We start from the raw sequence: 25,881 nt of genomic DNA, 5'->3' as shown, positions 1-25,881 counted from the left end.
TTCTCTCCCCGTTTGCGGGCCAGTTCCTCCGCGCGGCGGTCGGAGTCCAGTCGCATTTCGGCTTCCGCCTTGAGGTCAAAACTGCGCACCATCGCCCCTTGTGCCTCGGAACCTCACGGTGTCCCGGGCTCCGGCGCGGAAGGGTGGGTGTCCTTCCGCGCCGGGTGCTCGGGGCCGTCGGCTGACTTCTCGCCTTCTCTGTCGGTGTTCCCTGAGGGATGCGCCCCACCCGGATGGCACTGCTGCGGAAGGTGCCGGTGGATGCAGGAAACGGCGGCGCGGTGGTTCGGTACGCACCGGGGTGCACCTCCCGGCGCGCGCCGGGCGCTTCCGCTACTCCCCCTCCCCGTCCTCCCCCAGCGCCTCCGCCAGCACCTCCGCCAGGTGCCGCCCAGGCCGGTCGCCGAGTTGGGCGAGTTGGGTGCGGCAGGAGAAGCCGTCGGCCAGGATTTCCGCATCCTGGGGCGATTGCCGCACCGCGGGCAGGAGTTGGTCCTCGGCGCAGGCCACCGACACGTCATAGTGGCCGCGTTCGAAGCCGAAGTTGCCGGCCAGGCCGCAGCAGCCGCCGGTCAGGTTGCCGGTGAGGCCGGCGCGGTCGCGGAGGTGGCGGTCGGCCGTGTCGCCGAGGACGGCGTGCTGGTGGCAGTGGGTCTGGCCGGCGACGGGGCGGTTGATGCGCGGGGGCTGCCAGTCGGGGGCCAGTTCCTCCAGGGCTTGGGCGAAGGTCCGGACCGAGCGGGCCAGTTGGGCGGCACGGGGGTCGTCGGCGAGGAGTTCGGGCAGGTCCGTGCGGAGGGCGGCGGCGCAGCTCGGTTCGAGGACGATCAGAGGGCGGCCGTTCTGGAGGAGGGGGCTCAGGACCTCGACCGTACGGCGCATGACGCGGCGGGCCTGATCAAGCTGCCCAGTGGAGACGTAGGTGAGGCCGCAGCACAGGGGAGGGCGGTGCAGGCGGGGCAGGGCGGCGGGCTGTGGGAGGGCGCCGCCGGGCTGGCGCAGGGGCGCGGTCGGGGGCAGCAGCGGGCGCAGTCCGGCCGCTTCCAGGACGCGTACGGCGGCGCGGCCGACCTCCGGGGAGAGGTGGTTGGTGAAGGTGTCGGGCCAGAGGATGACGGTGCGGCTGTCGGACGGCGCCGCGGTCCCGGTCCTCGAAGGTCCGCCGGACGGCGCCCCGGTCCCGGCCGCCGTACGTCCACCGGACAGCGCCCCGGCCCCGCCCGCCGACTTCCGCCGGCGCCACCACCAGCGGGTGAAGGTCTCGGTGGCCAGTTCGGGGATCGGCCGCTCGGGGGCGATGCCGCCGAGGCGTTTGGCGACGGCGGCCAGGGGTGTGCGGGCGAGGGCGTTGAGCGCGGGGGCCAGGGGGGCGGCGGCGTGCAGCCACTGGGGGAGGCGGCCCATGGAGTAGTGGGCGGCGGGGCGCACCCGGCCCTCGTAGTGGTGGTGCAGGAATTCGGCCTTGTAGGTGGCCATGTCGACGCCCACGGGGCAGTCGCTGCGGCAGCCCTTGCAGGAGAGGCAGAGGTCGAGGGCGTCGTGCACCTCGGGTGACTGCCAGCCGTCGGTGATCACCTCGCCGGCCAGCATCTCGTGCAGCAGGCGGGCGCGGCCGCGGGTGGAGTGCTGCTCCTCGCCGGTGGCGCGGAAGGACGGGCACATGACGTCGGTGGAGCCCGGGGCGGTGGTGGTGTTGCGGCATTTGGCGACGCCGACGCAGCGTCGTACGGCCGCGGAGAAGTCGCCGTGGTCGTGCGGGTAGCCGAATTCCACCGGGACCGGGCGCTTGGGCAGTACCGCGAAGCGGAGGTTCTCGTCGAGGCGGGCGGGGCGGACCAGCATGCCGGGGTTGAGGCCGTCGGCCGGGTCCCAGAGCGACTTGAACCGCTCGAAGACGCCGACGAGCTCGGGGCCGTACATCTTCGGGAGCAGTTCGGCGCGGGCCTGGCCGTCGCCGTGTTCGCCGGAGAGCGAGCCGCCGTGCGCGACGACCAGCTCGCCGAGGTCGTAGGAGAAGTCCCGGAAGCGGCGGATGCCGGGCGGGGTCAGCAGGTCGAAGTCGATGCGGATGTGGATGCAGCCGTCGCCGAAGTGGCCGTAGGGGGTGCCGCGCAGGCCGTGCTGGGTGAGCAGGGCGCGGAAGTCGCGGAGGTAGGGGCCGAGTTGGGCGGGCGGGACGGCGCAGTCCTCCCAGCCGGGCCAGGCCTCGGAGCCGTCCGGCAGCCGGGTGGCGGTGCCGGAGGCGTCCTCGCGGATGCGCCACAGGGCGCGCTGGCCGGCCGGGTCGGTGACGACGGTGTGGTCGGTGCTGCCGTCGGCGGCTGCCGCGCGGCACAGCGCCGTGGCACGGGCGGCCGCCTCCTCCGGGCTCGCGCCGCCCATCTCCACGAACAGCCAGGCGCCGCCCTTGGGCAGCCCGGCGGCATCGCCGACCAGATCGGCGGCCATCCCCTCGACGGTCATCGGGCGGTGCGGCAGGAAGGTGTGCGCGGCCTCGGCGGCGGCGCTCTCGTCGGGGTAGGCGAGGACGGCCAGCACCCGGGCCGCGGGGGTCTCCACCAGGCGTACGGTCGCCTCGGTCAGCACCCCGAGGGTGCCCTCGCTGCCGGTGAGGGCGCGGGCCAGGTCGGTGCCGTTCTCCGGGAGCAGCGCGTCCAGGGCGTAGCCGGAGATCCGGCGGGGGAGGTCGGGGTAGCCGGTGCGAAGGAGTGCCAACTCCGCGTCGACCAGGGCTTTCACGCCGTCCCGCAGGCGCGGGGGCAGTCCGGTGGGGGCGCCGGCGGGGTCCGTGCCGCGGCCGGCCCGTACCCGCTCGCCGCCGTACGTCAGCAGCTCCAGCTCGCGGACGCTGTCGGCGGTGGTCCCCCAGGCCACCGAGTGCGAGCCGCAGGAGTTGTTGCCGATCATGCCGCCGAGGGTGCAGCGGCTGTGGGTGGAGGGGTCGGGGCCGAAGGTCAGACCGTGGGCGCCGGCCGCCGCCCGCAGGTCGTCCAGGATGACGCCGGGCTGGACGACGGCGGTGCGGGTGGCGGGGTCCAGCGACACGATCCGCCGCATGTGCCGGGTGAAGTCCAGCACCACCCCGACGCCGGTCGCCTGCCCCGCGATGCTGGTCCCGCCGCCGCGCGGCACCACCGGCACCCCGTGCTCCCGGCACACCCGCAGCGCCGCCGCGACGTCCTCGGCGTCCCGGGGCGCGACCACCGCTCTGGGCACCCGCCGGTAGTTGGACGCGTCCATCGTGACCAGTGCCCGGTCGGCCGCGGCGAACGAGACCTCCCCCCGTACCGCGGCCGCCAACTCCTCCGCCAGATCCCGCTTCTCCGTCTCCGTACGATCAGCCATGTCTCCAGCCTGCCCACTGGGACGGGTTCATGGGCGGTCGCCGGGCCGATCGCCGGGGCGCGTCGCGGCCGTCAGACCGGAACGGGGGCGGTGGACGGGGCAGCGGACGCGGCGGCCGGGTGGAAGCGGAAGAGGTTCTCCGGGTCGTGGCCGGTCCTGAGCGCGGCCAGCCGCCGGTGTGTGCCGGCGTCGTGCACGCTGCGCACCACCTCGTCGGCGTCCGGGCGGTCCCCGTGCGCGCCCAAGAGGAAGTTCACGCTCCGGCCGAGCCGCCAGGGCGCGACGGCCGCCAGTGCCTCGGCGTGCAGCGCCCGTACGGTCGCGAGGGCAGCGTCCGCCGCGTCGCCGCCGGGTGCGGCGCCCGGAACCGGCAGCGGCGACAGCAGCCGCAGCGCGTAGCGGGCGTCGCGGTGGCCGACCGCGCCGGCCGACGGGCCCGGCCCGGCCATGGCGCCGCCGAGATGGTTGAGCTGGACCACGCACATGGCCGGGGCGGCCGGTCCGGTCAGCGCCGCCACCCGGCGCAGCGCGGCCGCGTCCAGCCCGCTGAGCAGCGCGTTGTCAGCGTCGTAGGCGTGCGGGTCGCTCGGGTCGCGGTGGATGGTGTGGGACTCGGCGTACGGCATCTCGTGCAGGTCGTCGCTCACCCGCGGGCCCACCGCGCGCAGCGGCGCCACCAGCCGTTCGCCCTCCGCGGCGCTCCCCGTATAGGCGATGCGGAGGTGCGCCAGGTAGCGGCCGCGCAGTGACTCGGGCAGTTGCGGGAGGTCCGGGTAGGCGATCAGGGCGAGCGACGAGGTCAGCTCGTCCGGGACGGTCGCGGTCCAGTCCAGATAGGCCGTCAGCGCCGCGTCGAGCTGCTCGCCGCCGAACACCAGCTGCCCGCCGTACAGCCGGGCCACCGGCGCCAGGCCGAACTCCATCCCGGTCACCACCCCCAGGCCGTGGCCGCCGCCGAGCAGCGCCCGGAACAGCTCGGGGTCGGTGTCCGCGGTCAGGTGCCGCAGCCGGCCGTCGGCGGTGACCAGGTCGGCGGACCGCACCTGGTCGGCGGCGAAGCCGTACGTCCGGGCCAGCACGCCGACACCGCCGCCGAGGGTGTACCCGATGACGCCGACGCCCGGGGACGAGCCGTTGAGCGGGGCGAGTCCGTGCGGCGCCGCCGCCTCGATCACCTGTCCCCAGACGGCGCCCGCCTCGGCCCGCGCGGTGCCGGCCGCCGCGTCCACCCGCACCCCGGCCATCCGCCGCGTGCTGAGCAGCAGCCCGCCGTCGGTGGCCGTGGACAGCCCGTGCCCGGTGGCCTGGACCGCGACCGGCAGCCCCTGGGCGCGGGCGAAGCGCACCGCCGCGACGACGTCATCGGCGCACTCCGCGCCGACGATCACGGCGGGGCGGTGCCGGTGGGCCAGCTGGAAGCCGGACCGCTCGGCGTCGTAGCCGTCGTCACCGGGGACCAGGACCGGGCCCCGGACCTGGACCACGAGGGCGGCGAGGGAGGCGGGGTCGAGCGGTGCGGGCGCGGACGGCAGAGCGAGGTCGTTGATCTCCATGCCCCGCACTCTGCCGCGATAACTTGACACCCGCCGTCATATATAAAAGCGGCTGTGAAGTCGTCGCGCCTGGTCTCGATCGTGCTGCTGCTCCAGACCCGCGGCCGGGTGCCGGCCGCGGAGCTGGCCGAGCGGCTGGAGGTCTCCACCCGGACCGTCTACCGCGACATCGAGTCGCTCTCGGCGGCCGGGGTGCCGGTCTACGCGGAGCGCGGCCGGCACGGCGGTATCGCGCTGCTGCCCGGCTTCCGTACGGACGTCACGGGGATGACCGGTGACGAGGCGCGGGCGCTCTTCATCCTGGCCGCGCAGGGCGCGCACAGTGCGCTCGGGCTGGACGACGCGCTCCGCTCGGCGCTGCGCAAGGTGATGGCGGCGCTGCCCGCGCCGCACCGGCCGGCCGCGGAGCTGACCGGCCGGCGCATCCTGGTCGACCCGGACAAGTGGACGCCCCGCCCGTCGTCCGCCGCCGCCCCGGGCGACGGGCCCGCCGCCCGGCCCGCGGTGGAGCTGGAGGTGCTGCACTCCGCCGTCTTCGCCGACCGGCGGCTGCGCCTGCGCTACCGGCACAGCGGCGAGACCCGGCCGCGGACCTACACGGTCGACCCGTACGGGCTGGTGGCGAAGGCCGGCACCTGGTACCTCGTCGCGGACCGCCGCGGCGGGCCACGGCTCTTCCGGGCCGACCGGGTGGAGTCCGCGACCGTCACCGACGTGCCGGTTCGGCGCCGCGCGGGCGTGGAGCTCGCCGAGGTGTGGCAGCGGCTGCGGCGCCAGGTGGAGGACCGGCCCGCTGACGTACGGGTGACCGCCCGCATCCGCCGCGAGCGGCTTGACCTGGCGGTCCGCATCCTGGGCGGGGCGCTGACCGGGCCACCCCGTACGGGGGACGGGGCGGGCGACGGTGACGGCGACTGGGCCGTCCTCGACCTGGCCTTCCCCGTCCTCCCCGCGATCCGTCAGCTGCTCCAGTTCGGCGACTCCCTCGAAGTGCTCACGCCCCCCGAGGCCCGCCGGGTGATGGCCGAGTCCGCGGCCGCCCTCACCGCCGTGTACGCGGCGGACACCCCGTCCCCCTAGTGGCCCGCCCGGCCGTCCACCGTATGGGCAGCCGACATCTCACCCGCTGGACGTGCCGCCGAAGCCCGCGGCGCGACGGATTAGGCTTCGTCCGTGGCTGATATCCAGATCCCCGCTGACATCAAGCCCGCCGACGGACGCTTCGGCGCGGGCCCCTCCAAGGTGCGTACGGAGGCGCTCGGCGCCCTCGCCGCCACCGGTAGCTCCCTTCTCGGCACGTCCCACCGCCAGCCCCCGGTCAAGAACCTGGTCGGCAAGGTGCGCGACGGCGTACGCGACCTCTTCCAACTGCCCGAGGGCTACGAGGTCGTGCTCGGCAACGGCGGCTCCACCGCGTTCTGGGACATCGCGACGCACGGCCTGATCGAGCGCAAGTCGCAGCACCTCAGCTTCGGTGAGTTCTCCTCGAAGTTCGCCAAGGCCGCCAAGCTGGCGCCGTGGCTGGAGGAGCCCACCGTCCTCTCCGCCGAGCCGGGCGACCACCCGGAGCCGGCCGCGGAGGCGGGCGTGGACGTCTACGGCTTCACCCACAACGAGACCTCGACCGGTGTCGCCGCGCCCCTCAAGCGGGTCGCGGGCGCCGATGAGGGCGCGCTGGTCCTGGTCGACGCCACCTCCGGCGCCGGCGGCCTGCCCGTGGACATCGCCGAGACCGATGTCTACTACTTCGCCCCGCAGAAGTCGTTCGCCTCCGACGGCGGGCTGTGGCTGGCGGCCTTCTCCCCCGCCGCCCTGGAGCGCGCCCGCGCGATCCACGCGTCCGGCCGCCACATCCCGGAGTTCTTCTCGCTGCCCACGGCGATCGACAACTCCCTGAAGAACCAGACGTACAACACCCCGGCGCTGTCCACCCTCTTCCTGCTCAACGAGCAGCTGGAGTGGATCAACGGCCAGGGCGGCCTGGACTGGGCGGTCCGCCGCACGGCCACCTCTTCGCGCACCCTCTACGGCTGGGCCGAGGACGCCAAGTACGCCACCCCGTTCGTCACCGACCCGGCGAAGCGCTCGCAGGTCATCGGCACCATCGACTTCGACGAGGACATCGACGCCGCGGCCGTCGCCAAGGCCCTGCGCGCCAACGGCATCGTCGACACCGAGCCCTACCGCAAGCTCGGCCGCAACCAGCTGCGGATCGCGATGTTCCCGGCGATCGACCCGGCGGACGTGGAGGCCCTGACGGCCTGCATCGACCACGTCATCGGCAAGCTGTAACAGCCTGCCCGGCAGCACGCGCACCACAGGCCCCGGCGGGCGACCCGCCGGGGCCTGCGTGCTGTCGCGGACCGGCCGGTGCCTCAGCGGCTGAGCCACCGGAAGCGCCGTACCGCCAGCGGCAAGATCCACCTCCTGGTCTCCTTCGGCGGCTTCCTCGCCGGCGTCGCCCGCACCCCCCGAACGGACGCGCCATGAGGTGACGGAACGGCCTGTATGTGCCTGTATGGAAGCCATGACGAAGCCCCCGATTCCCGGCCTCGCCGTCTTCGAACGGCAAGGGGCGATCCTGCTGACCTCGTACAAGCGGGACGGCACCGGTGTCGGCACACCGGTCAACATCGCCGTCGACGGCGACCACGCCTACGTCCGTACCTACAGCGGCGCCTGGAAGGCCAAGCGGATGCGGAACGTCCCGGAGGTGGAGATCTGCCCCTCCACCTGGCGCGGACGGCCCACCGGACCTCCCGTCAGGGCGCGGGTGCGGCTGCTCGATCCGCAGTCCCGGGAGTACCGGCGCGCCGAGCGCTCACTGACCCGGAAGTATCCGCTGATCCACGGGCTGCTGGTGCCGCTGGCCCACCGGCTGGGGAAGCACCGGACACTCCACTACGAGCTGCGACTGACGGAGGAGGGCTGACGCGCGCCGCCCAGGAGCGAGGCACCCGCGCCGGCCGTCGTCACGAGCGCCGTCGCAGCAGCCTCCGGATCGCGACGACCAGGCCCGTGGCCAGGGCGAGGACCATGGCGCCCTTCACGAAGCCCGGGTCCAGCTCCTCGCCCGAACTCCCCTTGCCCTGACCGCCGTTGGCGCCGTCGCCGTTCGCCGGGTCGTCCTTGGCCGTGTCCGGCAGCTGCTCGTCGCTCAGGCCGACCGGCTCGACCGGGCTGTCAGCGCCCTCGGAGCCGTACATCAGGGTGCGGCCGTCCGCGGTGAAGGTGACCGACTCGCCCTGCTGCTGCACCGGGACGCCCACACTGCCGAGATCCTTGGGACGGCCGTCCTGCCAGCGGTAGATCCGGGAGCCGAAGTAGCTGCGCAGCACCAGACGGGTGCCGTCGGGGGAGAACGCGCCGTCGGTCACCCACAGATCGACCGGGGCGACCTTGCGGAAGGTGTTGGTGCCGGAGGAGGTCAGCCGCCGCGGCCCCTCGTAGAGCGCGCCCCCGCCGCCCTGCTTCTTGCTGGCGATATAGACCCGGCCCGTCTTCGGATGCACCATCAGCGCCTCGGCGTCCCGCGGCCCGTCGGCGTACTTCACATCGAACTGGGTGGCGGTGACGGTGGCATCGCGCAGCCGCTTCGGTTCCGGGAAGCGGTAGATCCAGACGTGGTTCCAGCTGCCGCCGAGGTTGTCGCCGATGTCGCCGACGTAGAGGTTGCCGTCCGGGCCCACCGAGATCGCCTCGACATCGCGCGGCGCCCCGATGCCGCGCAGGGTGAGACGGGCGACCACCCGGCCGGACTTCCCGTCGACGGCGTAGACGTACGGGCCGTCGTCGCTGTCGTTGTGGGTCCAGTAGATGCCGGGGTGCGTACGGCTGGCGGCCAGCCCGCTGGACTCGGTGATCCGGGGGTCGCCGAGGGTGAAGCCGTCGGGCTCGTCGGCGGCGGCGGGAACGGCGGCCGCCGCCCACAGGATTCCCGCGGCACCGGCCGCGCAGAGAAGCGAACGCATGGGCACAGACTGCCATCCCGGGCCCCGGCGCGTGGCCGCTGTGGCGCGGCGCTCCGTGGCGGGCGGCCCGGCGTGGCCAGCGTCACGTACCGGCCGGTAAGGATTCTCGGCCATCATGTCCGGATGAGGATCATGTTCGTCGGTGACTCCATGACGATCGGCAGCGCCGGCGATTTCACCTGGCGTTATCGCCTGTGGCAGCACCTGAACGCGACCTTCGGCGGGCCGTACCGCATCGTCGGCCCGCGGCACACCCTCCACGACCCCGCCACGGACGACGCCTCCTCCGCCGCCTACGCCGACCCCGGCTTCCCGGACGGGGCCCGCCGCCACCTCGCCGGCTGGGGCGAGGGCTGGCTGCACATGGCCCCGCTGATCGGCGACGCGGTCCGCCGGCACGAGGCCGACACCCTGCTGGTCTCGCTCGGCCTGATAGACCTCGGCTTCTACACGAACGCCGAGCAGACCGCGGAGAACGTACGGCGGTTCGTGGCGGAGGCACGGGAGGCGGCGCCGCACGTGCGGGCGGTACTGATGCCGGTCATCCCCAATGTGCGCGCGACGGCGGACGCCGCGTTCGGCGTCCAGTGCGCCCGCTTCAACGAACTGCTGGCCAAGGTGGTCGCCGATCTCTCCACCCCCGCCTCCCCGTTGTTGCTGGCCTCCGAACCGGCCGGGTGGGAGACCGGTCGCGCCACCTACGACGGGACCCATCCGTCGGAGTGGGGCGAGCACCTGCTGGCCGGGGCGTTCGCCGACGCGATGCACCAGGCGTGGGGCGTCGGGGGCGCGTACTCCGCGGGGACGCCTGCCGGGGCGGTCACGGCGGGATGAGGGCGGGGGCGGCCCCCGAACGCCCCGAACGGTCCTTGCTTCGAGCGCACTTCAAGGCGTTGGCTGGGGTCTCATGGAGTACACGCAGCTCGGACGCACCGGACTCAAGGTCAGCCGACTCGTCCTCGGCACGATGAACTTCGGGCCTCAGACGGACGAGGCCGACAGCCACACCATCATGGACGCCGCGCACGCCGCGGGCATCAACTTCTTCGACACCGCCAACGTCTACGGCTGGGGCGCCAACAAGGGCCGTACGGAGGAGATCGTCGGCTCGTGGTTCGCCAAGGGCGGCGGGCGGCGGGACAAGACCGTGCTGGCGACCAAGGTCTACGCCAACATGGCGCCGGACGGCGGCGCGGTCTGGCCCAACCACGACAAGCTCTCCGCGCTCAACATCCGGCGGGCGGTGGACGCCAGCCTGAAGCGGCTGGGAACCGACTACATCGACCTCTACCAGTTCCACCACGTCGACCGGGACACACCCTGGGACGAGATCTGGCAGGCCATGGACGTCCTCGTCCAGCAGGGCAAGATCCTCTACGTCGGCTCGTCCAACCACGCCGGCTGGCACCTCGCCCGCGCCAACGAGACCGCCGCCCGCCGCGGCTCGTACGGCCTGGTCAGCGAGCAGTGCCTCTACAACCTCGCCGAGCGGCGCGCCGAGATGGAGGTCATCCCGGCCGCCGAGGGCTACGGCCTGGGCGTCATCCCGTGGTCCCCGCTGCACGGCGGGCTGCTGGGCGGCGCCCTGCGCAAGGAGCGCGAGGGCGGCGCGGCCCGCTCGGGCGCCGGACGCTCCGCCGACTCGCTCGCCAACTCCGCAATCCGCGCCCAGATCCAGGCGTACGAGGACCTGCTCGACAAGCACGGTCTGGAGCCCGGTGAGGTGGCGCTGGCGTGGCTGCTCACCCGGCCCGGGGTCACCGGCCCGATCGTGGGCCCGCGCACCGCGGACCAGCTCGCCTCCGCACTGCGGGCCGTCGAACTGACCCTCCCGGACGAGCTGCTCGCCTCGCTCGACGAGATCTTCCCCGGCCCCGGGCCGAGCCCGGAGGCCTTCGCCTGGTGAGCGCCCGGCACCCGGCGGCCGGGCCGGCCGCCGGGCGGTCGTCGGGGGCCGCGGCAGCCGTCAGCGCAGCGCCGCCGCCACGATCACGACGACGAGCAGCACGGCGAGCAGACCGGACATGATCCGGTTACGGGTTTTGGGGTCCACCCTCTGAGCGTAACCGGGGCGGACCCGAACGTTTCAGCGGGCCGGGTGGTGGGCGGCCCTGCGGGCTTCAGCGGCCCAGCGGCCAGGAGTCCAGCGTTTCGTACCGGGGCCGGGCGCCCGCCTCGCCGGGGGCGGGCGGATGGCTGCGCTCCAGGGCGAGGGCGCCGACCGTCCAGGCGGTGCCGGCGAAGTCCTTGAGGGCGGTCGCGTACGGGCGCAGGTCCAGGCCGGGGACGCGGTTCCGGGCGAGGGTGAGGTGCGGGGTGTACGGGCGGTGCTCCTCGTCCATGGCGAGGCCGGCCCGGCGGCCCGCCGCGGTGGCCGCGTCGGCCAGCGTGCGCATGGCGGGGCGGTCGCCGTCGGCCCCGGCCCACACCACCCGGTCCGAGAAGCGGCCGCCGCCCGCGATCCGCAGCTCGTAGGGGTCGCGGCGGCGGGCCGCGCGCCCCAGCCGCTCGGACAGCTCGGGGACGGTCTCCTCGGGCACCTCGCCGTAGAAGGCGAGGGTGAAGTGCCAGCCGTTGCGGCCGGTCCAGCGCAGCCGGTCGGCGGCCGGGAGCTGCTTCAACCGCGCCACCTCGGCGGCCAGTTCCTCGATCGCGCGAGCGGGGGGCAGGACGGCGGCGAAGAGTCTCATGCGGTCAGTGTGGCGCAGCACACCGCGGGCCGGCTCGTGCGCCGGCCCGGCCCCCGCGGGAGCCGGGCCGGGGTGCACTACGCCGCCGGTGCCAGCTCACGCTCCGTGGACGCGGCGGGGTCCCGGGGCACGAAGGCGAGGTGCTGACGGCCGCGGCGCAGGTCGATCCTGAGGCGCAGACCGCCCACCCGGGCGAGGACCAGCCCGATGACGACGGCGGACGCCAGGGAGACCACCCCGCCCGTCAGGAAGCCGGTCCGCGGGCCGAGGGTGTCGGTGACCCAGCCGACGAGGGGTGCGCCGAGCGGGGTGCCGCCCACGAAGACCATCATGAACAGGCTCATCACCCGGCCGCGCATCAGCGGATCGGTGGCCATCTGGACGCTCGAATTGGCCGTGACGTTGATCGTCAGACCGACCGTGCCGATCAGCACCAGCAGCCCCGCGAAGACCCAGAACGACGGGGCGAGCGCGGCCGCGATCTCCAGGACACCGAAGAGCATCGCCGCGCCCACCAGCAGCCGCAGCCGGGAGCTGGCCCGCCGGGCCGCGAGCAGCGCGCCGATCAGCGATCCGGCCGCCATCAGCCCGTTGAACAGGGAGTACGTCCCCGCGCCCTGGTGGTAGACGTGGTGGACGAACGCGGTCAGCCAGATCGGGAAGTTGAAGCCGAAGGTGCCGATGAAGCCGACCAGGACGATCGGCCAGATCAGCTCGGGGCGGCCGGACACATACCGCAGGCCCTCCCGCAGCTGGCCCTTGCTGCGCGGGACCCGGTCGACCTTGTGGAGTTCGGCGGTCCGCATCATCAGCAGGCCGGCGAGCGGGGCGAGGAACGAGAGGCCGTTGAGCAGGAAGGCCCAGCCGCTGCCGAAGGCGGTGATCAGGACACCGGCGACGGCGGGCCCGATGAGCCGCGCGGACTGGAAGTTGGCGGAGTTGAGGCTGACGGCGTTGCGCAGCTCGTCCTGGCCGACCATCTCGGAGACGAAGGCCTGCCGGGCGGGGTTGTCGAGGACGGTGACCAGGCCGAGGGCGAAGGCGATGAGGTAGACGTGCCAGACCTGCACCTGGCCGCTGAGCGTCAGCGCGGCGAGGGCGAGGCCGGTGAGGCCCATGGCGGACTGGGTGACGAGCAGCAGCCGGCGCTTGGCGAAGCGGTCGGCGATCACGCCGCCGTAGAGGCCGAAGAGCAGCATCGGCAGGAACTGCAGCGCGGTGGTGATGCCGACCGCGGTGGACGAGCCGGTGAGGCTGAGCACCAACCAGTCCTGGGCGATGCGCTGCATCCAGGTGCCCGTGTTGGACACCATCTGGCCGGTGGCGAAGAGGCGGTAGTTACGGATACGGAGTGAACTGAACGTGCCCTTGCGCGGTGTGGCGGCGGGGCCTGCGGCGACGTCCGGGGCGGTGCCCGGAGTGGTCGCGGTCGCGTCGTCGGAAACCGTGTCGTCGTGGGAGTTCGGTGCGGGGGCGGAGTGTGCTCCGGGTCCCGTACTCAAAGTGGGTTCGCCTCCTCGGCCTCGGGGTCTACAACTGTGCGAGCTTCTCCAGCACGGGCGCGGCGGCCCGCACCTTCGCCCACTCGTCCGCGTCCAGCCCGGAGGCCAGCTCGGCGAGCCAGGCGTTGCGCTTGCGGCGGCTCTCCTCCAGCATCGCCTCGGCCTGCTCGGTCTGCGTGACGACCTTCTGGCGGCGGTCGTCGGGGTGGGCTTCGAGCCGGACCAGTCCCTTGGCCTCCAGCATGGCCACGATGCGGGTCATCGACGGCGGCTGCACATGCTCCTTGCGGGCCAGCTCGCCGGGGGTGGCACTGCCGCAGCGGAAGAGGGTGCCGAGCACCGACATCTCGGTGGGGCTCAGCGACTCGTCGACCCGCTGGTGCTTGAGGCGGCGCGACAGACGCATCACGGCGGACCGCAGCGCGTTCACCGCGGCCGCGTCGTCAGGAGGCACCTCCGGCCCGTCGGGCTGGAGGGGGGACAGTTCCGGCATGGTCTTTAGCATAACTCATTACCCTCTCTAAGGAAAGCCAGGGGTGGCCTTCCGCCCCGAGTCACCCATATGAGTGAGGACGCAGCCGAAAGTGACGCGCCTGACCGCGTACGGACGGGACCGTGTGCGGATGGGATCGCACGTACTCAGCCTGCGGGTGGACGGGGAACTGCTGGAGCGCATCCGGCAGCACGCCGCAAAACGCGGAATGAGCGTCCAGGACTATGTGGTCCGGACGCTCATTCGTGAGGACTTCGACGAGCGGTTCCAGTCCTCCGTCGACGAGACGGAGAAGCTGGGAGTCCGCTGGCCGGCTACTTGACCCCGAGGGCCTGCTCGATCGGGTCGAGCAGGAAGTAGACCAGGAAGCAGACGCCCACGGCGTTCAGCAGCCAGGGGATCTCCTTGACCCGGCCGGTCGTCGCGCGCAGCAGGATGAAGGCCAGCACGCCGATGCCGATGCCGTTGGTGATGCTGTAGGTGAACGGCATCGAGACGACCGTCAGGAACGCCGGGATGCCGACGGTGAAGTCGCCCCAGTCGATGGCCTGCACGTTCGAGGCCATGATCAGGAAGCCGACGACCACCAGCGCGGGCGTCGCGGCCTGCGCGGGGACGACCGTCGCCAGCGGCGTGAAGACCAGCGCGAGCAGGAAGAGACCGCCGGTCATCAGGTTGGCGAGACCGGTGCGGGCACCCTCGCCGACACCGGCGGTGGACTCCACGAAGCAGGTGTTGGCGGAGGCGGAGCCGAAGCCGCCGCCCGCGACCGCGATGCCGTCGACCATCAGGATGCGGCCCATGTTCGGCAGCTGCCCGGTCTCGTTGTCCAGCAGCCCGGCCTCCTCGCCGACGCCGATGATGGTGCCCATCGCGTCGAAGAAGCCGGAGAGCAGCACGGTGAAGACGAACAGGCAGCCGGTCAGCAGCCCGACTTCCTGGAAGCCGCCGAAGAGGCTGATCTGACCGATCAGGCCGAAGTCCGGGGTGTCGATGATCTTTTCCGGGACGTTGGGGACCGCCAGGCCCCAGGCCGCGTCCGGGATATCGAGGAGCGCGTTGATGACGATCGCGAGCACGGCCATCGAGACCATGCCGATCAGGATCGCGCCCCTGACCTTGCGCACGATCAGGACGAACATCAGCCCGAGACCGATGACGAAGACCAGCACCGGCCAGCCCTTGAGCTGTCCGCCCTGCCCCAGGCCCATCGGGACGGTGGTGTGCGCGGCGTCCGGGTTACGGGTCACGAAGCCCGCGTCGACCAGGCCGATCAGCGAGATGAACAGGCCGATGCCGATGGCGATGGCCCGCCGCAGCCCGTTGGGGATCGCGTCCATCACCCGCTGCCGCAGACCCGAGGCGACCAGGATCATCAGCATCAGACCCGCGAGCACGACCATGCCCATCGCGTCCGGCCAGCTCATCTTGGGGGCGAGCTGCAGCGCCACCACGGCGTTGATGCCGAGCCCGGCGGCGATGGCGATCGGGACGTTGCCGATGACGCCCATCAGGACGGTGGTCAGCCCGGCCATCAGCGCGGTGGCGGTGACCAGCTGGGCGTTGTCGAGGTGCTGGCCGTACTTGTCGACTCCGGCGCCGAGAATGATCGGGTTCAGCACGATGATGTAGGCCATCGCGAAGAACGTCGCCAGACCGCCGCGCAGTTCGCGGCCGACCGTCGACCCCCGTTCGGAGATCTTGAAGAAGCGGTCGAAGCCGTTCTTGGGAGGCTTCGGGCCCTGGTGCAGAAGGGCATCGACCGGCGGGATGGCCGAGGAGGGCATGCGGGGACCTCAGTCGGACGGGCCTGGGCAGGCGCGGGGGCCCGAGGGCCCGGAACAGAACAGGAGAGGATCAACTGGATCAGGTTGGAGGAACCAACGATCGAAACCAGCCGCATCCAGAAAGGTTCAGTATGAATAAACAATTCGGTGATCGCTATCTCCGCGCGTAGACCCGTGGCGGCACAGGGGACCCGGGCGACGCCCCGCCCCTCCCCCACCACCGTTTCCCCACCACCGGCCCCCCGCCGGCCCGCTGCCCAGCGCCGCTCGTGGCGCCGTCACCGGCCCCCCGTAAGCTGAGCACCATGTGGAAGAAGTCCGAACTGCGCGAGGCCCCGGCGCCTCTCGAAGGCCCCGTCGTCGGCACGGTCACCGGCGGCACCATCATCTGGTTCGTGCTCTTCCTCGGCCAGCTCCCCTTCTACGGCTGGTTCGCCGACAACGGCCACGCCTGGTGGGTCTGGACCTGCCTGGCCGGCGCCGGTCTGGGACTGGTGGGCATCTGGTACGTCCGCGGACGGGACGCCGCCCTCAAGCGCGCCGCGGCGGCCGACCGCTCCTGAGCCGCACCCCTGGGGGCCACCCCCGGCGCCCGCCCGTCGGCGGGTGAAGTGCGCATTCCGCCCGTAACGTCGAGGGCATGACGGAGCGGGCGAGGACCGACGCCGAGCACTCCGGGCCGGGCGGCGAGCCCGCCCGCCGGGCCGCCAGGGAACCGGTCACCCCCGGACTGACCGCCGCCGAGGTCGCGGAACGGGTCGCCCGGGGAGAGGTCAACGACGTCCCCGTACGGTCCTCCCGCTCGGCCGCCGAGATCGTCCGGGCCAATGTCTTCACCCGCTTCAACGCCATCATCGGCGTGCTCTTCGTGATCATCCTGATCGTGGGGCCGATCCAGGACGGCCTGTTCGGGTTCGTGATCGTCGCCAACACCGGGATCGGCATCGTCCAGGAGCTGCGCGCCAAGAAGACCCTGGACAACCTGGCGGTCATCGGCGAGGCCAGACCCGCCGTCCGCCGGGACGGGGTCACCGCGGAGATCCCCACCTCCGCGGTGGTGCTCGACGACGTCATCGAACTCGGGCCCGGCGACAAGGTCGTCGTCGACGGCGAGGTGCGGGAGAGCGACAGCCTGGAGATCGACGAGTCGCTGCTGACCGGCGAGGCCGACCCGGTGCTCAAGAAGCCCGGCGACCAGGTGATGTCCGGCAGCTTCGTCGTGGCGGGCGGCGGCGCCTTCACCGCGACCAAGGTCGGCCGGCAGGCGTACGCGGCCCAGCTCGCCGAGGAGGCCAGCCGGTTCACCCTGGTCCACTCCGAACTGCGGACCGGCATCAGCCAGATTCTCAAGTACGTGACCTGGATGATGATCCCGACGGCGATCGGCCTGATCCTCAGCCATCTGCTCACCCTCGGACTGCCCGGCGACGCCGCCATCCGCCGCATGGTGGCAGGCATCGTGCCGATGATCCCGGAGGGCCTGGTGCTGCTCACCTCCGTCGCCTTCGCCATCGGCGTCATCCGGCTCGGCCGCAAGAAGTGCCTGGTACAGGAGCTGCCCGCGATCGAGGGGCTGGCCCGGGTCGATGTGGTCTGCCTGGACAAGACCGGCACCCTCACCGAGGGCGGCATGGACGTGCACGGGCTGCGGACACTCGACGGCGACGAGGCGTACGTCCGGCAGGTGCTGGGCGCGCTCGGCGAGTCCGACCCGCGGCCCAACGCCTCCCTCCAGGCGGTCATCGCGGCCTATCCGGCGGACGGGGGCTGGCGCTGCGTCCAGTCACTGCCGTTCTCCTCCGCCCGCAAATACAGCGGTGCGTCCTTCAACGGCCCGGACGGCGAGAACACCACCTGGCTGCTCGGCGCCCCGGACGTCCTGCTGCCGCCCGGCGACCACCGGCTCACCGAGACCGACACCCTCAACGCCCGCGGGCTCCGCGTCCTGCTGCTGGCCCGTGCCGTACGCGCCCTCGACGACCCCGAGGTCACCCGGGGCGTCCGGCCCACCGCGCTGGTCGTCCTGGAACAGCGGCTGCGCCCGGACGCTCCCGACACCCTGCGCTACTTCGAGGAGCAGGGCGTCCGGGCCAAGGTGCTCTCCGGCGACAACGCGGTGTCGGTGGGCGCGGTGGCCGGCGCGCTGGGACTGCCCGGCGCGGACGCCCCGGTGGACGCGCGCGCCCTGCCCGGCGACCGGGACGCGATGGCGGACGGGATCGAGGCGGGCGCGGTGTTCGGCCGGGTCACCCCGCAGCAGAAGCGGGACATGGTCGCCGCGCTCCAGTCCCGCGGCCACAACGTCGCGATGACCGGCGACGGCGTCAACGACGTACTGGCCCTCAAGGACGCCGACATCGGCGTCGCGATGGGCTCCGGCTCCGAGGCGACCCGCGCCGTCGCCCAGATCGTCCTGCTCAACAACAGCTTCGCGACGCTGCCGTCCGTCGTCGCCGAGGGCCGCCGGGTCATCGGCAACATCACCCGCGTCGCCACCCTCTTCCTCACCAAGACGGTCTACTCCGTCCTCCTCGCGATCCTGGTCGCCTGCTGGCAGATCCCCTACCCCTACCTCCCCCGGCACCTGACCCTGCTCTCCACCCTCACCATCGGCGTCCCCGCGTTCTTCCTCGCCCTGGCCCCCAACAAGGAACGCGCCCGCCCGCACTTCGTCCGCCGGGTGATGCGCTACGCCATCCCCTCCGGCCTCATCGCGGGCACCGCCGCCTTCGCCACCTACCTGCTCGCCCGCGGCTACTACACCGGTCCGGACGCCCTGCCCGCCGAGACCAGCGCGGCGACGCTGACCCTCTTCCTCACCGCGATCTGGGTCCTGGTGATCATCGCCCGCCCTTACACCTGGTGGCGGATCGCCCTGGTCCTGGCCATGGGCCTGGCCTTCCTCATCGTCCTGGTCACCCCCGCACTCCAGACCTTCTTCGCCCTCCGCCTGGTCGGCACGACGATGCCCTGGGTGGCGGTGGCCATCGCCCTGGTGGCCGCCGTGCTGCTGGAACTCGCCTGGCGCCTGGTGTCCCGCCGCTTCCCGGCCTGACCCGCAACCGCCACCCACCCCGTATCGGCCCGGTCACAGAACCCGCGCCACCATGGCCACCCCCCGCCCCGCCGCCTACTCTCCGCCTCATGACCTCCCACACCGCCGGCCTCACCTACGAGGTACTGGCCCGCACTCATCACTCCCACCACTACCACTCCGGCGGCAGCTCCTACGGCGGCAACGGCGTCATGGCCTGGTGGGAGTGGCTGCTCCTGACCGTCGGCGTGGTCGCGGTCATCTGGTCACTGGTGAGGAAGTTCAGCTCGGACTGAGGGGCGGGTGGGGTAGCTCCTCTCCTCCACGGTCCACGCAGGGCTCCTGCCCCGCCCCGGTGAGACGTGCTCCCCTGCTCTCCGCCACGCGACGCACGTCCCGCAGGGCGCACGTCAGCCCCCGGGCGAGAAACCGCAGCTCCCGGCTGCTGGCCTGGTCTCCGGTCAGCAGGTAGTCCGCATGGTCGAGCAATTCGTCAGCCATACCGATCTGCAAGCGTTCGATGTCATCGGCGACGCGGGCGACCGGCCCAGTCCCGTCTCCCAGCAAGTAGCAAGGACTGCCGTTGGGACTCGACCACGGCAGCAGACGAGGGGCGGCTTCGTTCATGACCTCAACTCCCAGGGTTCGCGGTATGGAATGTGAGCAGCCGACGATGGTTGATGCAGGCTGTCCGGAAGTGACCGTTCGAGACTGACACCACATCAGCAGTAGGGAAATGAACCGCTGTTGCCCTTCCGTGGCACTTCCGTCCCCCGAGCCGCACGCTTCGTGCTTCCATGGCGAACGGAAGGGAGCAATGCGTGGCGTCCGTGCACCGCTGGACCGGCCGGGAGGCCCGAGCCCTTCGCCACGCCCTGCGGATGAGCGTCCGGGCATTCGCCGAACATCTGGGCGTCGGCATCCGCACCGTCTCAAAGTGGGAGAAGCTGCTCGCAAGCACCGAACCGCGCCCTGACACCCAGGCCATTCTGGATACTGCGCTGGCCCGCGCGGACGCCGCGGCGCATCTGCGCTTCGAGGCGAACCTCTCGGGCGGGCGTCCCGCAGCATCCGGCATGAGCCGCCGGACAGCGGTCACCGGCCCGCGGGCGTGTGAGTACGAATCGTGGACCGACGATCTGGAACGGGCCTTCGTCGCCCTGTCCCAGCAGAACTTCGTGTTCGCCGACGACCTGCTGAATCGATGGCTGGCTCGCTGCGAGGTGGCGGACCTGGACGACAGGGGCCTTTACTTGTTCGCCCGGGCCACCGCCCTGCTCGGCGACCTGCGACGCGATCAGGGCGCCGTGATCGGGCCCCTGTCGGCAGAGCACTGCTACGCCGATGCCCACTCGGTCTTCACCCAGCTCGACATCCCCCGACGGATCGCCCAGATCGATCTGTCCCTGGCAGTGGTCGCGGAGATGGCCGGCAGGCTGCAGACTGCCGCCCGCCGCTACGAGGCCCTCGCCGTGGACGACCGCCTTTCCCGCCGTGACCGAGCCCGTGCGAGGTTGTGGGTGGGAACCTCGCTGAGCAAGGACGGCCATCACGACTATGCCGCCCGCGTCATACTGGCCACGACTCGCGAGTTCGAGGACCTGTCCGAACCCGAGGACTGGTCGGTCGCACACCAAAAGGTCGCCCTCGCCCATCGCGGCGCCAACGACCTCGGCTCCGCCCTGCACTTCATGGAGATCGCCCGCAATGCCGGTGTGGGCAACTCGCCGATGCAGCGTGTGCGGTCCGACACCGCTCACGGTCACATCCTGCTGTCCGATCCGTCCACCCGGGATGATGGGCTGCGTGCGCTCGACGGCGCCGCGAGGCTGGCCGCCAGGTTCGGCCTCAGCCACCAGCTCCACAGCATCGAGAGCATCCGCAAGGCGACCGAGGGACATTCCTGCCCCCGGCGACGGTGACCAGGGAGAACCAGCGTGACGGACAACCAGCGGGGCCTTACCGACGATCAGCGGCGGTGGGCCGAGGTGATCTGGGGCTACCACCGGATGCACCATGACGTCCGGCCGGCCGATGCGGCGATCGGGCTGGGCAGTCACGATCTCGGGGTGCCCGCCTTCTGCGCCCGGCTGTACCGCGCGGGGCTCTTCCCCACCCTGGTCTTCACCGGCGGTCCCAACCCCACCGCCCCGGAACGCTTTCCGCGGGGCGAGGCAGTCCACTTCCGGGAGCACGCGCTGGAACTCGGGGTGCCGGACGAGGCCGTTCTGCTGGAGCCCGCGGCGCGCAACACCGGCCAGAACATCGCCTTCTCCCGGGAGGTGCTGGCCGCCGCCGGCATCACCCCTGCCACGGTGCTGCTGGTGTGCATGCCCTACATGGAGCGACGGGCCTTCGCGACCGCCCGCAAGCTGTGGCCCGAGGTCGAGGTGATCTGTGCGTCGGAGCCACTGGAGTTCGACGACTACCTCAAGCACATCGGCGACGAGCGGCACGTCACGGACCAGCTCGTCGGCGATCTCCAGCGGGTGATCGAGTACCCGGGGCTCGGCTTCGCCATCGAGCAGCAGGTGCCGGAGGACGTACGGTCCGCCTACGCCTCACTCGTCCGCGACGGCTTCACCAGCCGGCTGCTCGCCCCCTGATCCGCCGGCGCGGCGGCCCCCGGTGTGACGGTGCCGCCCCCGCTCTCAGCAGCTACGGGCCTCCTTCGTCGACGCCGTCAAGGACGGCGCGTTCGGCAACTGAGGCGCGGCGCCGTACACAACCAAAGGCCGGCCGGGGCCCGGCGTCCGCGGTCTGGGGTCAGCTGGTCGTGTCCACCGGGGGGCAGCTGCGGTGCCGGACCCAGGTGGCGCCGGCCGCGACTGCGGCGGGCATGGCCACGAGTGCCACGGGGAAGGCGAGGATGGCGAAATACCCGAAGACGATCGAGCCGAGCAGCCCTATGCCGCCACCGACCAGTGCGGCTGCCGGCACGATGAGCGGCAGCGTCTTGATGAGCTGCCGCCGGGTGGCCTCGCGCCCGGCCGCCTGGTGGTCGGCAAGAGCGCATGACACGCTGCGGAGGACCAGCCCGTAGGCCGCGGCAGCGCACAGCACCCAGCCCGCCCACATCCACCAGGCGTCGACGGTGGTGCGGCAGCCGAGCACCTCTCCGTCGGGCCCCGTCCCCCAGCCGGTACAGGGGTCCAGGAGGTGGGACCAGGACACCCAGCACAGGAGCACGGCGAACAGGGCGGGCAGGGCGGCGCCACTGGCCGCCGCGATGGCGGTCTCCCTCAGGCGCTGGTGCTGTGCGGGCAGCAGGTCGCGTTCCACCGCCCAGGAGGTCGCCAGCGCCGCTATGTCCCCGCCGATGTAGTCGGTGACCGACCGTCCGTCGTCGGCGGCGGCGACCAGGTCCGCGCTCAGCTCCTCCGCCATCTCGGCGGCCGCGGCCTTGTCGACGCCGAGGCGGTGCCAGGTCTGTTCGGCCTGCTGGATCGCGTTCTCGATGGTCAGCGTCATGGTTCTTTCCTTGCGCTCTGGTTGATGATGCAGCCGATGCTCGCAGCGAGTTCGTTCCAGTCGCGGCTCCACGACCGGAGCGTCTGCATGCCCGCTTCGCTGGGGCGGTAGTAGGTACGGGTGGGTCCGCCGTCCCCGCTGCGGCGCTCCACCTCGACCAGCTCACGCTTGCGCAGGCGCGCCAGCGCCGGGTAGATCGACCCGTCCGCGACCTCCAGCCCGGCCTTGGCCAGCCGGACGGTCAGCTCGTAGCCGTAGACCGGGGACTCCGCCATCAGTGCCAGCAGACACATGTCCAGCACCCCTCGCAGCCACTGAGCGCGGGGGGTAGAAGCCTCTTCCATGAGCCAGTACCTTACACAGCATGAGTCATGCACCACAAGCTAGTGCAGTGCAAGCTAGTGCAGTGCAAGGTAGCAAAGTGGAAGGCCGCGCGCCCAGGGCATGGGAGCGGCCCTCAGCCGCGCCTTCGCGCCCCGACCCCTGAGCCGTCGGCGGGCGGCCCCGTCGTTACCGGGCCGCCCGGCGATCCCTCCTCAGTCGAACCAGCGCGCCCGCGCCAGCTCGTCCCCCCGGTCCGGGTCCTCCAGGAGGGCCGCGACCTCGAAGCGGCGGGGCCACTGGCCGGCCGCCCAGGCCAGGCCCGCTGCGACGCCCTCCAGGGTGGCGGCGTGGAGGGTGCCGTCGGGGGTGTGGCGCCAGTCCAGTTCGGCGGTGTCGTCGGGGCCGTCGCCGACGAGGAGTTCCTCGTGCTCCAGGTAGGTGTCGGGGGTGGCGGGGCCGAGCAGGGTGCGGACGGCCTCGGGGACCTCGTGCCGGACGCCCTCGGAGCGGACCTCGGCGCTGACCGCCTCGCTCAGGCGGCGCACCTGGAGCAGCTCCGCGAGTGCGGCGGCGCGGGCCGGGCGCACCGGGAGGAGGGCGTGGCCGGCAGCCAGCGGCACCAGGTCCGGGGCGTCGGCGACCACGGCGTCGGCCGCGTCGACCACCCGCACCTCCTGGTCGCGCACGGTCCGCAGCTCGTCCGGCAGGGTCACCTGGTCGGGGTCCAGATCCGCCAGCAGGCCGTAGACCGCGTGCAGTTGGGCGGCGCCGACGGTCAGGTCCGGGTCGGCGAGCCGGGCCAGCAGTTCCGCGGCGCCGCCCGGCTCGTCGAGGAGGGCGGCGACGGAGGTGCGGACACCGAGGGCCCGCAGCACCTGGGCGTCGACGTCGCCCGCGTCGGCGGACTCGTACAGCCCGGCCAGCAGCGGGTCGCCGCCGGCCGACCGCAGACCGGCGGGCCGGCGGCCGTCCAGCACCGGGTGCCCGCGCAGCCACCAGGCGGTGTAGGGGCGGACGGATTCGGTGGTGCCGTCCGGGAGCAGGACGCGTACGGGCGCGGTCAGCGCGTCGCGCAGCGGCGGCTGGGACAGCATCGCCAGCACCTGCGGCCAGGCGTCGTCGTCGACCAGGTCGAGATCGCGGACGGCGACCAGCTCGGTCACCACCGGGGGGACCGGGGTCTCCGGCAGGGTGTCGAGGATGTCCTCGCACCAGACGTCCACCGCGTCCAGCAGGCCCACGTCGTCGGGCTCGGCGAAGTCGCCCTCCCGCGGCTCCATCTCGTCCGGGTCGAGCACCACGTCGGTGGCCCGCACCAGCGCGAAGGCCGCCAGCACGCCCACCGCCGTCAGCGGCTGCTCGCCCCACCGCTCGGCCCACTCCGCGTCACAGGCGGCGATCTCGCCCTCCCGGATGACGCGCTCGAAGGCGCTGCCGGGGAACACCAGCTCGCCCGCCGGCGCCAGCTCGCCGTCCTCGTCGGGCAGCGCGAGCGCCCCGAGCCAGGGCTCGTCGCCCGGCGCGAGGTTGGCGTCCCGGACCAGGCCGAGCACCGTCTCCGCCAGCTCCTCGGTGCCCAGCGGCGCCCCCGGCCCGCCGCCCAGCTCGTCGGCGAAGACGTCGTACGCGTCCTCGTCGGCCTCCAGGGAGTTCGCCACGGCCGCCCGCACCTGAGGCGTGGTCAGCACGGCGCGCGGGGCGGCGGGGGTGGCGCCCAGCTTCTCCAGCAGCGGATGCACCGCGTCGGGGTGCGCCACCTTCAAGCCGAGGCGGGCGAGCGTACGGTGCCGTGCCGCGGCGTCCTCCCCGGGGCCGCCGCCGGGCAGCGGCAGCAGCACCTGGCGCGGTCCGATCGTGGTCCGTACACCGCCGTCCGCCCCGCCGGGCCCCTGGCCGGCCGCGCCCGCCAGCGGTACCGGCAGCCCGCTGAGGCGGTCCGGGTCGGTGCCGGCCAGCGCGTCGTAGAGCCGCCACCACCAGCCGGGGGACCGTTCGACGCCCGCCAGCCGGTCGATCATCTCGCCGAGCGGCACCCGGGCCACGCCCAACGCCCGCAGCTCCGGGCGGCGTTCGAGCCCGGCCGGCAGCAGGCTGGGGAACAGCTCGGCCAGCACGCCCACGGCCGCGGCGCCCGCGCCCTCCACCAACTCGGCGTCCACCGGGCGCAGGACATGACGGTCCACCCCGCCGTCGCCCGCGTCCCACTCGTCCGCCGCCGCCACCTCGGGCGCCTCGGGCTCGGCCTGCCGCCCGGCGGCCGCACTCGGCAGGAACCGCACCCGCGGCAGCAGTTCCAGCACCTGCCGGCGCAGCTCACCGTCCAGCCCGCCCTTGCCCAGCGGGCCCGGCACCAGGTCGAGGGTGCCGACGGACACCGGCTGCCACTCGCCCATCAGCGCCGTGTACGTCGCGGCCACCCGGCCCACCAGGAAGTCCGTCAGCGCGCCCGGCGCGACATGCCGCCGGGTCGGCTCCAGCGGGAACGACGCGATCAGCAGCGCGGGCAGCCCCAGCGGCTCGTCCGTCGGCGTCGGAGCGTGCACCACCGCCGCGGTCCCCGGCCGCACCGGCGCGCCCGCACCGTCGACGGGCACCGCCCAGGTCACCGACCACGCCGGGCGCAGCCGCTCCTCGACCGGCCGGTCCGCCAGCAGCGCCGGGTCCAGCGGGCCGCCGTCGCTCGCCACCCGCCACCGGGTGGCGCCCCGCTCGCTGTCCTCGATCAGGACGTACGGCCCGTCCTGGCTGCGCCGCAACTCCCGTACGCCCTCCGGGGTCTCGACCACGACCTCGGCCAGCCCCGGCAGCGTCAGCAGCAGCGCCGCGTCGATCCCGGTCAGCAGCCGCTCGGCGAGATCCTGCGCCGCGACGTCCCGCAGCGGCAGCACGACGGCGGTGTCATACCCCTCGGGCGCCCCGCCCTCAGCGGGCAGCGGCAGCCGCAGCAGCGGGACATGCCCGTCCCGGCGGCGCAACTCACCGCCCAGGCCGGGGCTGTGCGCCGCCACCTCCCCGGCCATCGCCCGCGCCTCGGCCAGCGACCAGCGGACGCCGCCGGTACGGCCCACCAGCGCCGGCTCGTCACTCACCGACAGCACCGCGGCGAAGCCCACCCCGAACCGGCCGACCGCACCGGCCGCCACACTCGGCTCCCGCTTCGCGGAGGCCCGCAGCGTGGACAGCGACTCCACGCCGGTGGCGTCCAGCGGGGCACCGGTGTTGGACGCGACAAGTACGGCGGGCGCGTCGCCGTCGGCCGCATGCAGGGTCAGCCGGAGGCGGCCGGGGACACCGGCGCGGGCCGCCGCGTCCGCCGCGTTCTGCGCCAGCTCCACCGCGAGCCGGTCACGGTAGCCGCCGAGCGCGAGGTCCTCCTCGGCGTTCGCGTCCTCCCGGAACCGGGCCGGCGAGGCGGCCCAGGCATCCAGCACCCCACGCCGCAGCCGCGCCGTCCCGAACGGGTCTCCGGCTGCGCCTCGCACCCACGACGTTGCTGTCACTGTCGGTCTCCCTCACGTATGTCGGTGGGCCGACGGTATCGCCCCACGTTGTGGGGTGCGGCGCCGTGTCCCGGCCTGTGGATTGTTTTCCCGCCTGGCGGCGGGAGGGGGTGGGGTGTTTGGGGTGGGGCCCCCGGTTTGTGGTGGGTGCCGGTGGCGGGGGCTCCGGGGTGGGTGTTCGGACTGCTTCGCTTTACGTCCGAACACCCAC

The 25,881-nt window shown here is 73.0% G+C and carries 21 protein-coding genes; 11 read left to right on the top strand and 10 right to left on the bottom strand.

Features of this window, described 5'->3' with window-relative positions; all coding sequences use genetic code 11:
• Window positions 1-333 precede the first annotated feature (333 nt).
• Together ACGFN2_RS30535 and ACGFN2_RS30530 are read right to left on the bottom strand one after the other, a co-directional pair.
• On the bottom strand, window positions 334-3,345 hold the full coding sequence (locus ACGFN2_RS30535) for an FAD-binding and (Fe-S)-binding domain-containing protein (RefSeq protein WP_393365802.1): 3,012 nt from the start codon (window positions 3,343-3,345) through the stop codon (window positions 334-336).
• 71 nt (window positions 3,346-3,416) lie between these two features.
• Window positions 3,417-4,898, bottom strand: coding sequence for an FAD-binding oxidoreductase (locus ACGFN2_RS30530; protein WP_393365800.1), 1,482 nt, complete (start codon window positions 4,896-4,898; stop codon window positions 3,417-3,419).
• Between the two features lie 54 nt (window positions 4,899-4,952).
• On the opposite strand from ACGFN2_RS30530, the gene ACGFN2_RS30525 reads away from it, so the two are divergent.
• The 3 genes from ACGFN2_RS30525 (at window position 4,953) to ACGFN2_RS30515 (ending at window position 7,830) form a co-directional block, all read left to right on the top strand.
• Window positions 4,953-5,978 (top strand): helix-turn-helix transcriptional regulator, encoded by a 1,026-nt coding sequence (locus ACGFN2_RS30525; protein WP_393365798.1) that lies wholly within the window; start codon window positions 4,953-4,955, stop codon window positions 5,976-5,978.
• A 93-nt stretch (window positions 5,979-6,071) separates the two neighbouring features.
• Window positions 6,072-7,190, top strand: coding sequence for a phosphoserine transaminase (serC, locus tag ACGFN2_RS30520; protein ID WP_393365796.1), 1,119 nt, complete (start codon window positions 6,072-6,074; stop codon window positions 7,188-7,190).
• Window positions 7,191-7,425: 235 nt separating this feature from the next.
• The gene (locus tag ACGFN2_RS30515; RefSeq protein ID WP_362609501.1) at window positions 7,426-7,830 is read left to right on the top strand and encodes a PPOX class F420-dependent oxidoreductase; all 405 of its coding nucleotides are present in this window, start codon (window positions 7,426-7,428) and stop codon (window positions 7,828-7,830) included.
• Between the two features lie 40 nt (window positions 7,831-7,870).
• Here ACGFN2_RS30515 and ACGFN2_RS30510 read toward each other — a convergent pair whose 3' ends face one another.
• Entirely contained in the window at window positions 7,871-8,869 is a 999-nt protein-coding gene (locus tag ACGFN2_RS30510) for a hypothetical protein (protein ID WP_362609498.1), read from the bottom strand.
• Window positions 8,870-8,992: 123 nt separating this feature from the next.
• Between ACGFN2_RS30510 and ACGFN2_RS30505 the strand changes: the two genes are divergently transcribed.
• Together ACGFN2_RS30505 and ACGFN2_RS30500 are read left to right on the top strand one after the other, a co-directional pair.
• Window positions 8,993-9,703, top strand: a complete 711-nt coding sequence (locus tag ACGFN2_RS30505) for a GDSL-type esterase/lipase family protein (RefSeq protein WP_393365793.1) — start codon at window positions 8,993-8,995, stop codon at window positions 9,701-9,703.
• Window positions 9,704-9,776: 73 nt separating this feature from the next.
• Window positions 9,777-10,775: an aldo/keto reductase gene (locus tag ACGFN2_RS30500; RefSeq protein ID WP_393365791.1), complete on the top strand. Its 999-nt coding sequence runs from the start codon at window positions 9,777-9,779 to the stop codon at window positions 10,773-10,775.
• Between the two features lie 214 nt (window positions 10,776-10,989).
• Here the strand turns inward: ACGFN2_RS30500 and thpR are convergent, their stop codons facing one another.
• The 3 genes from thpR to ACGFN2_RS30485 form a co-directional block, all read right to left on the bottom strand.
• Window positions 10,990-11,559, bottom strand: coding sequence for an RNA 2',3'-cyclic phosphodiesterase (gene thpR, locus ACGFN2_RS30495; RefSeq protein ID WP_393365789.1), 570 nt, complete (start codon window positions 11,557-11,559; stop codon window positions 10,990-10,992).
• Between the two features lie 77 nt (window positions 11,560-11,636).
• Window positions 11,637-13,061 (bottom strand): MFS transporter, encoded by a 1,425-nt coding sequence (locus ACGFN2_RS30490; RefSeq protein ID WP_393365787.1) that lies wholly within the window; start codon window positions 13,059-13,061, stop codon window positions 11,637-11,639.
• A 28-nt stretch (window positions 13,062-13,089) separates the two neighbouring features.
• On the bottom strand, window positions 13,090-13,554 hold the full coding sequence (locus tag ACGFN2_RS30485) for a MarR family winged helix-turn-helix transcriptional regulator (protein WP_393365785.1): 465 nt from the start codon (window positions 13,552-13,554) through the stop codon (window positions 13,090-13,092).
• 130 nt (window positions 13,555-13,684) lie between these two features.
• Here ACGFN2_RS30485 and ACGFN2_RS30480 point away from each other — a divergent pair, with 130 nt between their 5' ends.
• Window positions 13,685-13,876, top strand: coding sequence for a hypothetical protein (locus tag ACGFN2_RS30480; protein ID WP_362609481.1), 192 nt, complete (start codon window positions 13,685-13,687; stop codon window positions 13,874-13,876).
• Here the strand turns inward: ACGFN2_RS30480 and ACGFN2_RS30475 are convergent.
• Window positions 13,869-15,341 (bottom strand): NCS2 family permease, encoded by a 1,473-nt coding sequence (locus tag ACGFN2_RS30475; protein WP_393365782.1) that lies wholly within the window; start codon window positions 15,339-15,341, stop codon window positions 13,869-13,871. The two genes, ACGFN2_RS30480 and ACGFN2_RS30475, sit on opposite strands and share 8 nt — an antisense overlap.
• A 305-nt stretch (window positions 15,342-15,646) precedes the next feature.
• Between ACGFN2_RS30475 and ACGFN2_RS30470 the strand changes: the two genes are divergently transcribed.
• The 5 genes from ACGFN2_RS30470 to ACGFN2_RS30450 all read left to right on the top strand — a co-directional run bounded on the left by ACGFN2_RS30470 (window position 15,647) and on the right by ACGFN2_RS30450 (window position 20,981).
• On the top strand, window positions 15,647-15,904 hold the full coding sequence (locus ACGFN2_RS30470; protein WP_362609477.1) for a DUF2530 domain-containing protein: 258 nt from the start codon (window positions 15,647-15,649) through the stop codon (window positions 15,902-15,904).
• A 77-nt stretch (window positions 15,905-15,981) separates the two neighbouring features.
• Window positions 15,982-18,396: an HAD-IC family P-type ATPase gene (locus tag ACGFN2_RS30465; protein WP_393365780.1), complete on the top strand. Its 2,415-nt coding sequence runs from the start codon at window positions 15,982-15,984 to the stop codon at window positions 18,394-18,396.
• An 89-nt stretch (window positions 18,397-18,485) separates the two neighbouring features.
• A complete protein-coding gene (locus tag ACGFN2_RS30460) occupies window positions 18,486-18,671 on the top strand; it encodes a hypothetical protein (RefSeq protein WP_362609472.1) in 186 nt (61 codons plus the stop codon).
• Between the two features lie 525 nt (window positions 18,672-19,196).
• On the top strand, window positions 19,197-20,297 hold the full coding sequence (locus ACGFN2_RS30455) for a hypothetical protein (protein WP_362609469.1): 1,101 nt from the start codon (window positions 19,197-19,199) through the stop codon (window positions 20,295-20,297).
• Window positions 20,298-20,312: 15 nt separating this feature from the next.
• Window positions 20,313-20,981, top strand: a complete 669-nt coding sequence (locus tag ACGFN2_RS30450) for a YdcF family protein (protein ID WP_362609466.1) — start codon at window positions 20,313-20,315, stop codon at window positions 20,979-20,981.
• Between the two features lie 160 nt (window positions 20,982-21,141).
• On the opposite strand, the gene ACGFN2_RS30445 is transcribed toward ACGFN2_RS30450, so the two are convergent.
• From ACGFN2_RS30445 to ACGFN2_RS30435, 3 genes are all read right to left on the bottom strand, one after another.
• Window positions 21,142-21,846: a hypothetical protein gene (locus ACGFN2_RS30445; protein WP_393365777.1), complete on the bottom strand. Its 705-nt coding sequence runs from the start codon at window positions 21,844-21,846 to the stop codon at window positions 21,142-21,144.
• Window positions 21,843-22,190, bottom strand: a complete 348-nt coding sequence (locus ACGFN2_RS30440; RefSeq protein ID WP_362609461.1) for a PadR family transcriptional regulator — start codon at window positions 22,188-22,190, stop codon at window positions 21,843-21,845. The genes ACGFN2_RS30445 and ACGFN2_RS30440 overlap by 4 nt, the downstream gene beginning before the upstream one ends.
• Before the next feature lie 192 nt (window positions 22,191-22,382).
• Window positions 22,383-25,670, bottom strand: coding sequence for a sacsin N-terminal ATP-binding-like domain-containing protein (locus tag ACGFN2_RS30435; protein ID WP_393365774.1), 3,288 nt, complete (start codon window positions 25,668-25,670; stop codon window positions 22,383-22,385).
• Window positions 25,671-25,881 lie beyond the last annotated feature (211 nt).

This window comes from Streptomyces sp. NPDC048612 (genome assembly GCF_043199295.1).
Taxonomy (GTDB): domain Bacteria; phylum Actinomycetota; class Actinomycetes; order Streptomycetales; family Streptomycetaceae; genus Streptomyces.
Note: the sequence above shows the minus strand (reverse complement) of the source record. Positions and strands in the feature narration are given on the sequence as shown.

Coding starts and splice junctions, on each gene's coding strand:
- ACGFN2_RS30535 (WP_393365802.1), bottom strand. CDS start 3,345: ATGGCTGATCGTACGGAGACGGAGAAGCGGGATCTGGCGGAGGAGTTG.
- ACGFN2_RS30530 (WP_393365800.1), bottom strand. CDS start 4,898: ATGGAGATCAACGACCTCGCTCTGCCGTCCGCGCCCGCACCGCTCGAC.
- ACGFN2_RS30515 (WP_362609501.1), top strand. CDS start 7,426: ATGACGAAGCCCCCGATTCCCGGCCTCGCCGTCTTCGAACGGCAAGGG.
- ACGFN2_RS30510 (WP_362609498.1), bottom strand. CDS start 8,869: ATGCGTTCGCTTCTCTGCGCGGCCGGTGCCGCGGGAATCCTGTGGGCG.
- ACGFN2_RS30505 (WP_393365793.1), top strand. CDS start 8,993: ATGAGGATCATGTTCGTCGGTGACTCCATGACGATCGGCAGCGCCGGC.
- ACGFN2_RS30500 (WP_393365791.1), top strand. CDS start 9,777: ATGGAGTACACGCAGCTCGGACGCACCGGACTCAAGGTCAGCCGACTC.
- thpR (WP_393365789.1), bottom strand. CDS start 11,559: ATGAGACTCTTCGCCGCCGTCCTGCCCCCCGCTCGCGCGATCGAGGAA.
- ACGFN2_RS30485 (WP_393365785.1), bottom strand. CDS start 13,554: ATGCCGGAACTGTCCCCCCTCCAGCCCGACGGGCCGGAGGTGCCTCCT.
- ACGFN2_RS30480 (WP_362609481.1), top strand. CDS start 13,685: ATGGGATCGCACGTACTCAGCCTGCGGGTGGACGGGGAACTGCTGGAG.
- ACGFN2_RS30475 (WP_393365782.1), bottom strand. CDS start 15,341: ATGCCCTCCTCGGCCATCCCGCCGGTCGATGCCCTTCTGCACCAGGGC.
- ACGFN2_RS30470 (WP_362609477.1), top strand. CDS start 15,647: ATGTGGAAGAAGTCCGAACTGCGCGAGGCCCCGGCGCCTCTCGAAGGC.
- ACGFN2_RS30465 (WP_393365780.1), top strand. CDS start 15,982: ATGACGGAGCGGGCGAGGACCGACGCCGAGCACTCCGGGCCGGGCGGC.
- ACGFN2_RS30460 (WP_362609472.1), top strand. CDS start 18,486: ATGACCTCCCACACCGCCGGCCTCACCTACGAGGTACTGGCCCGCACT.
- ACGFN2_RS30445 (WP_393365777.1), bottom strand. CDS start 21,846: ATGACGCTGACCATCGAGAACGCGATCCAGCAGGCCGAACAGACCTGG.
- ACGFN2_RS30440 (WP_362609461.1), bottom strand. CDS start 22,190: ATGGAAGAGGCTTCTACCCCCCGCGCTCAGTGGCTGCGAGGGGTGCTG.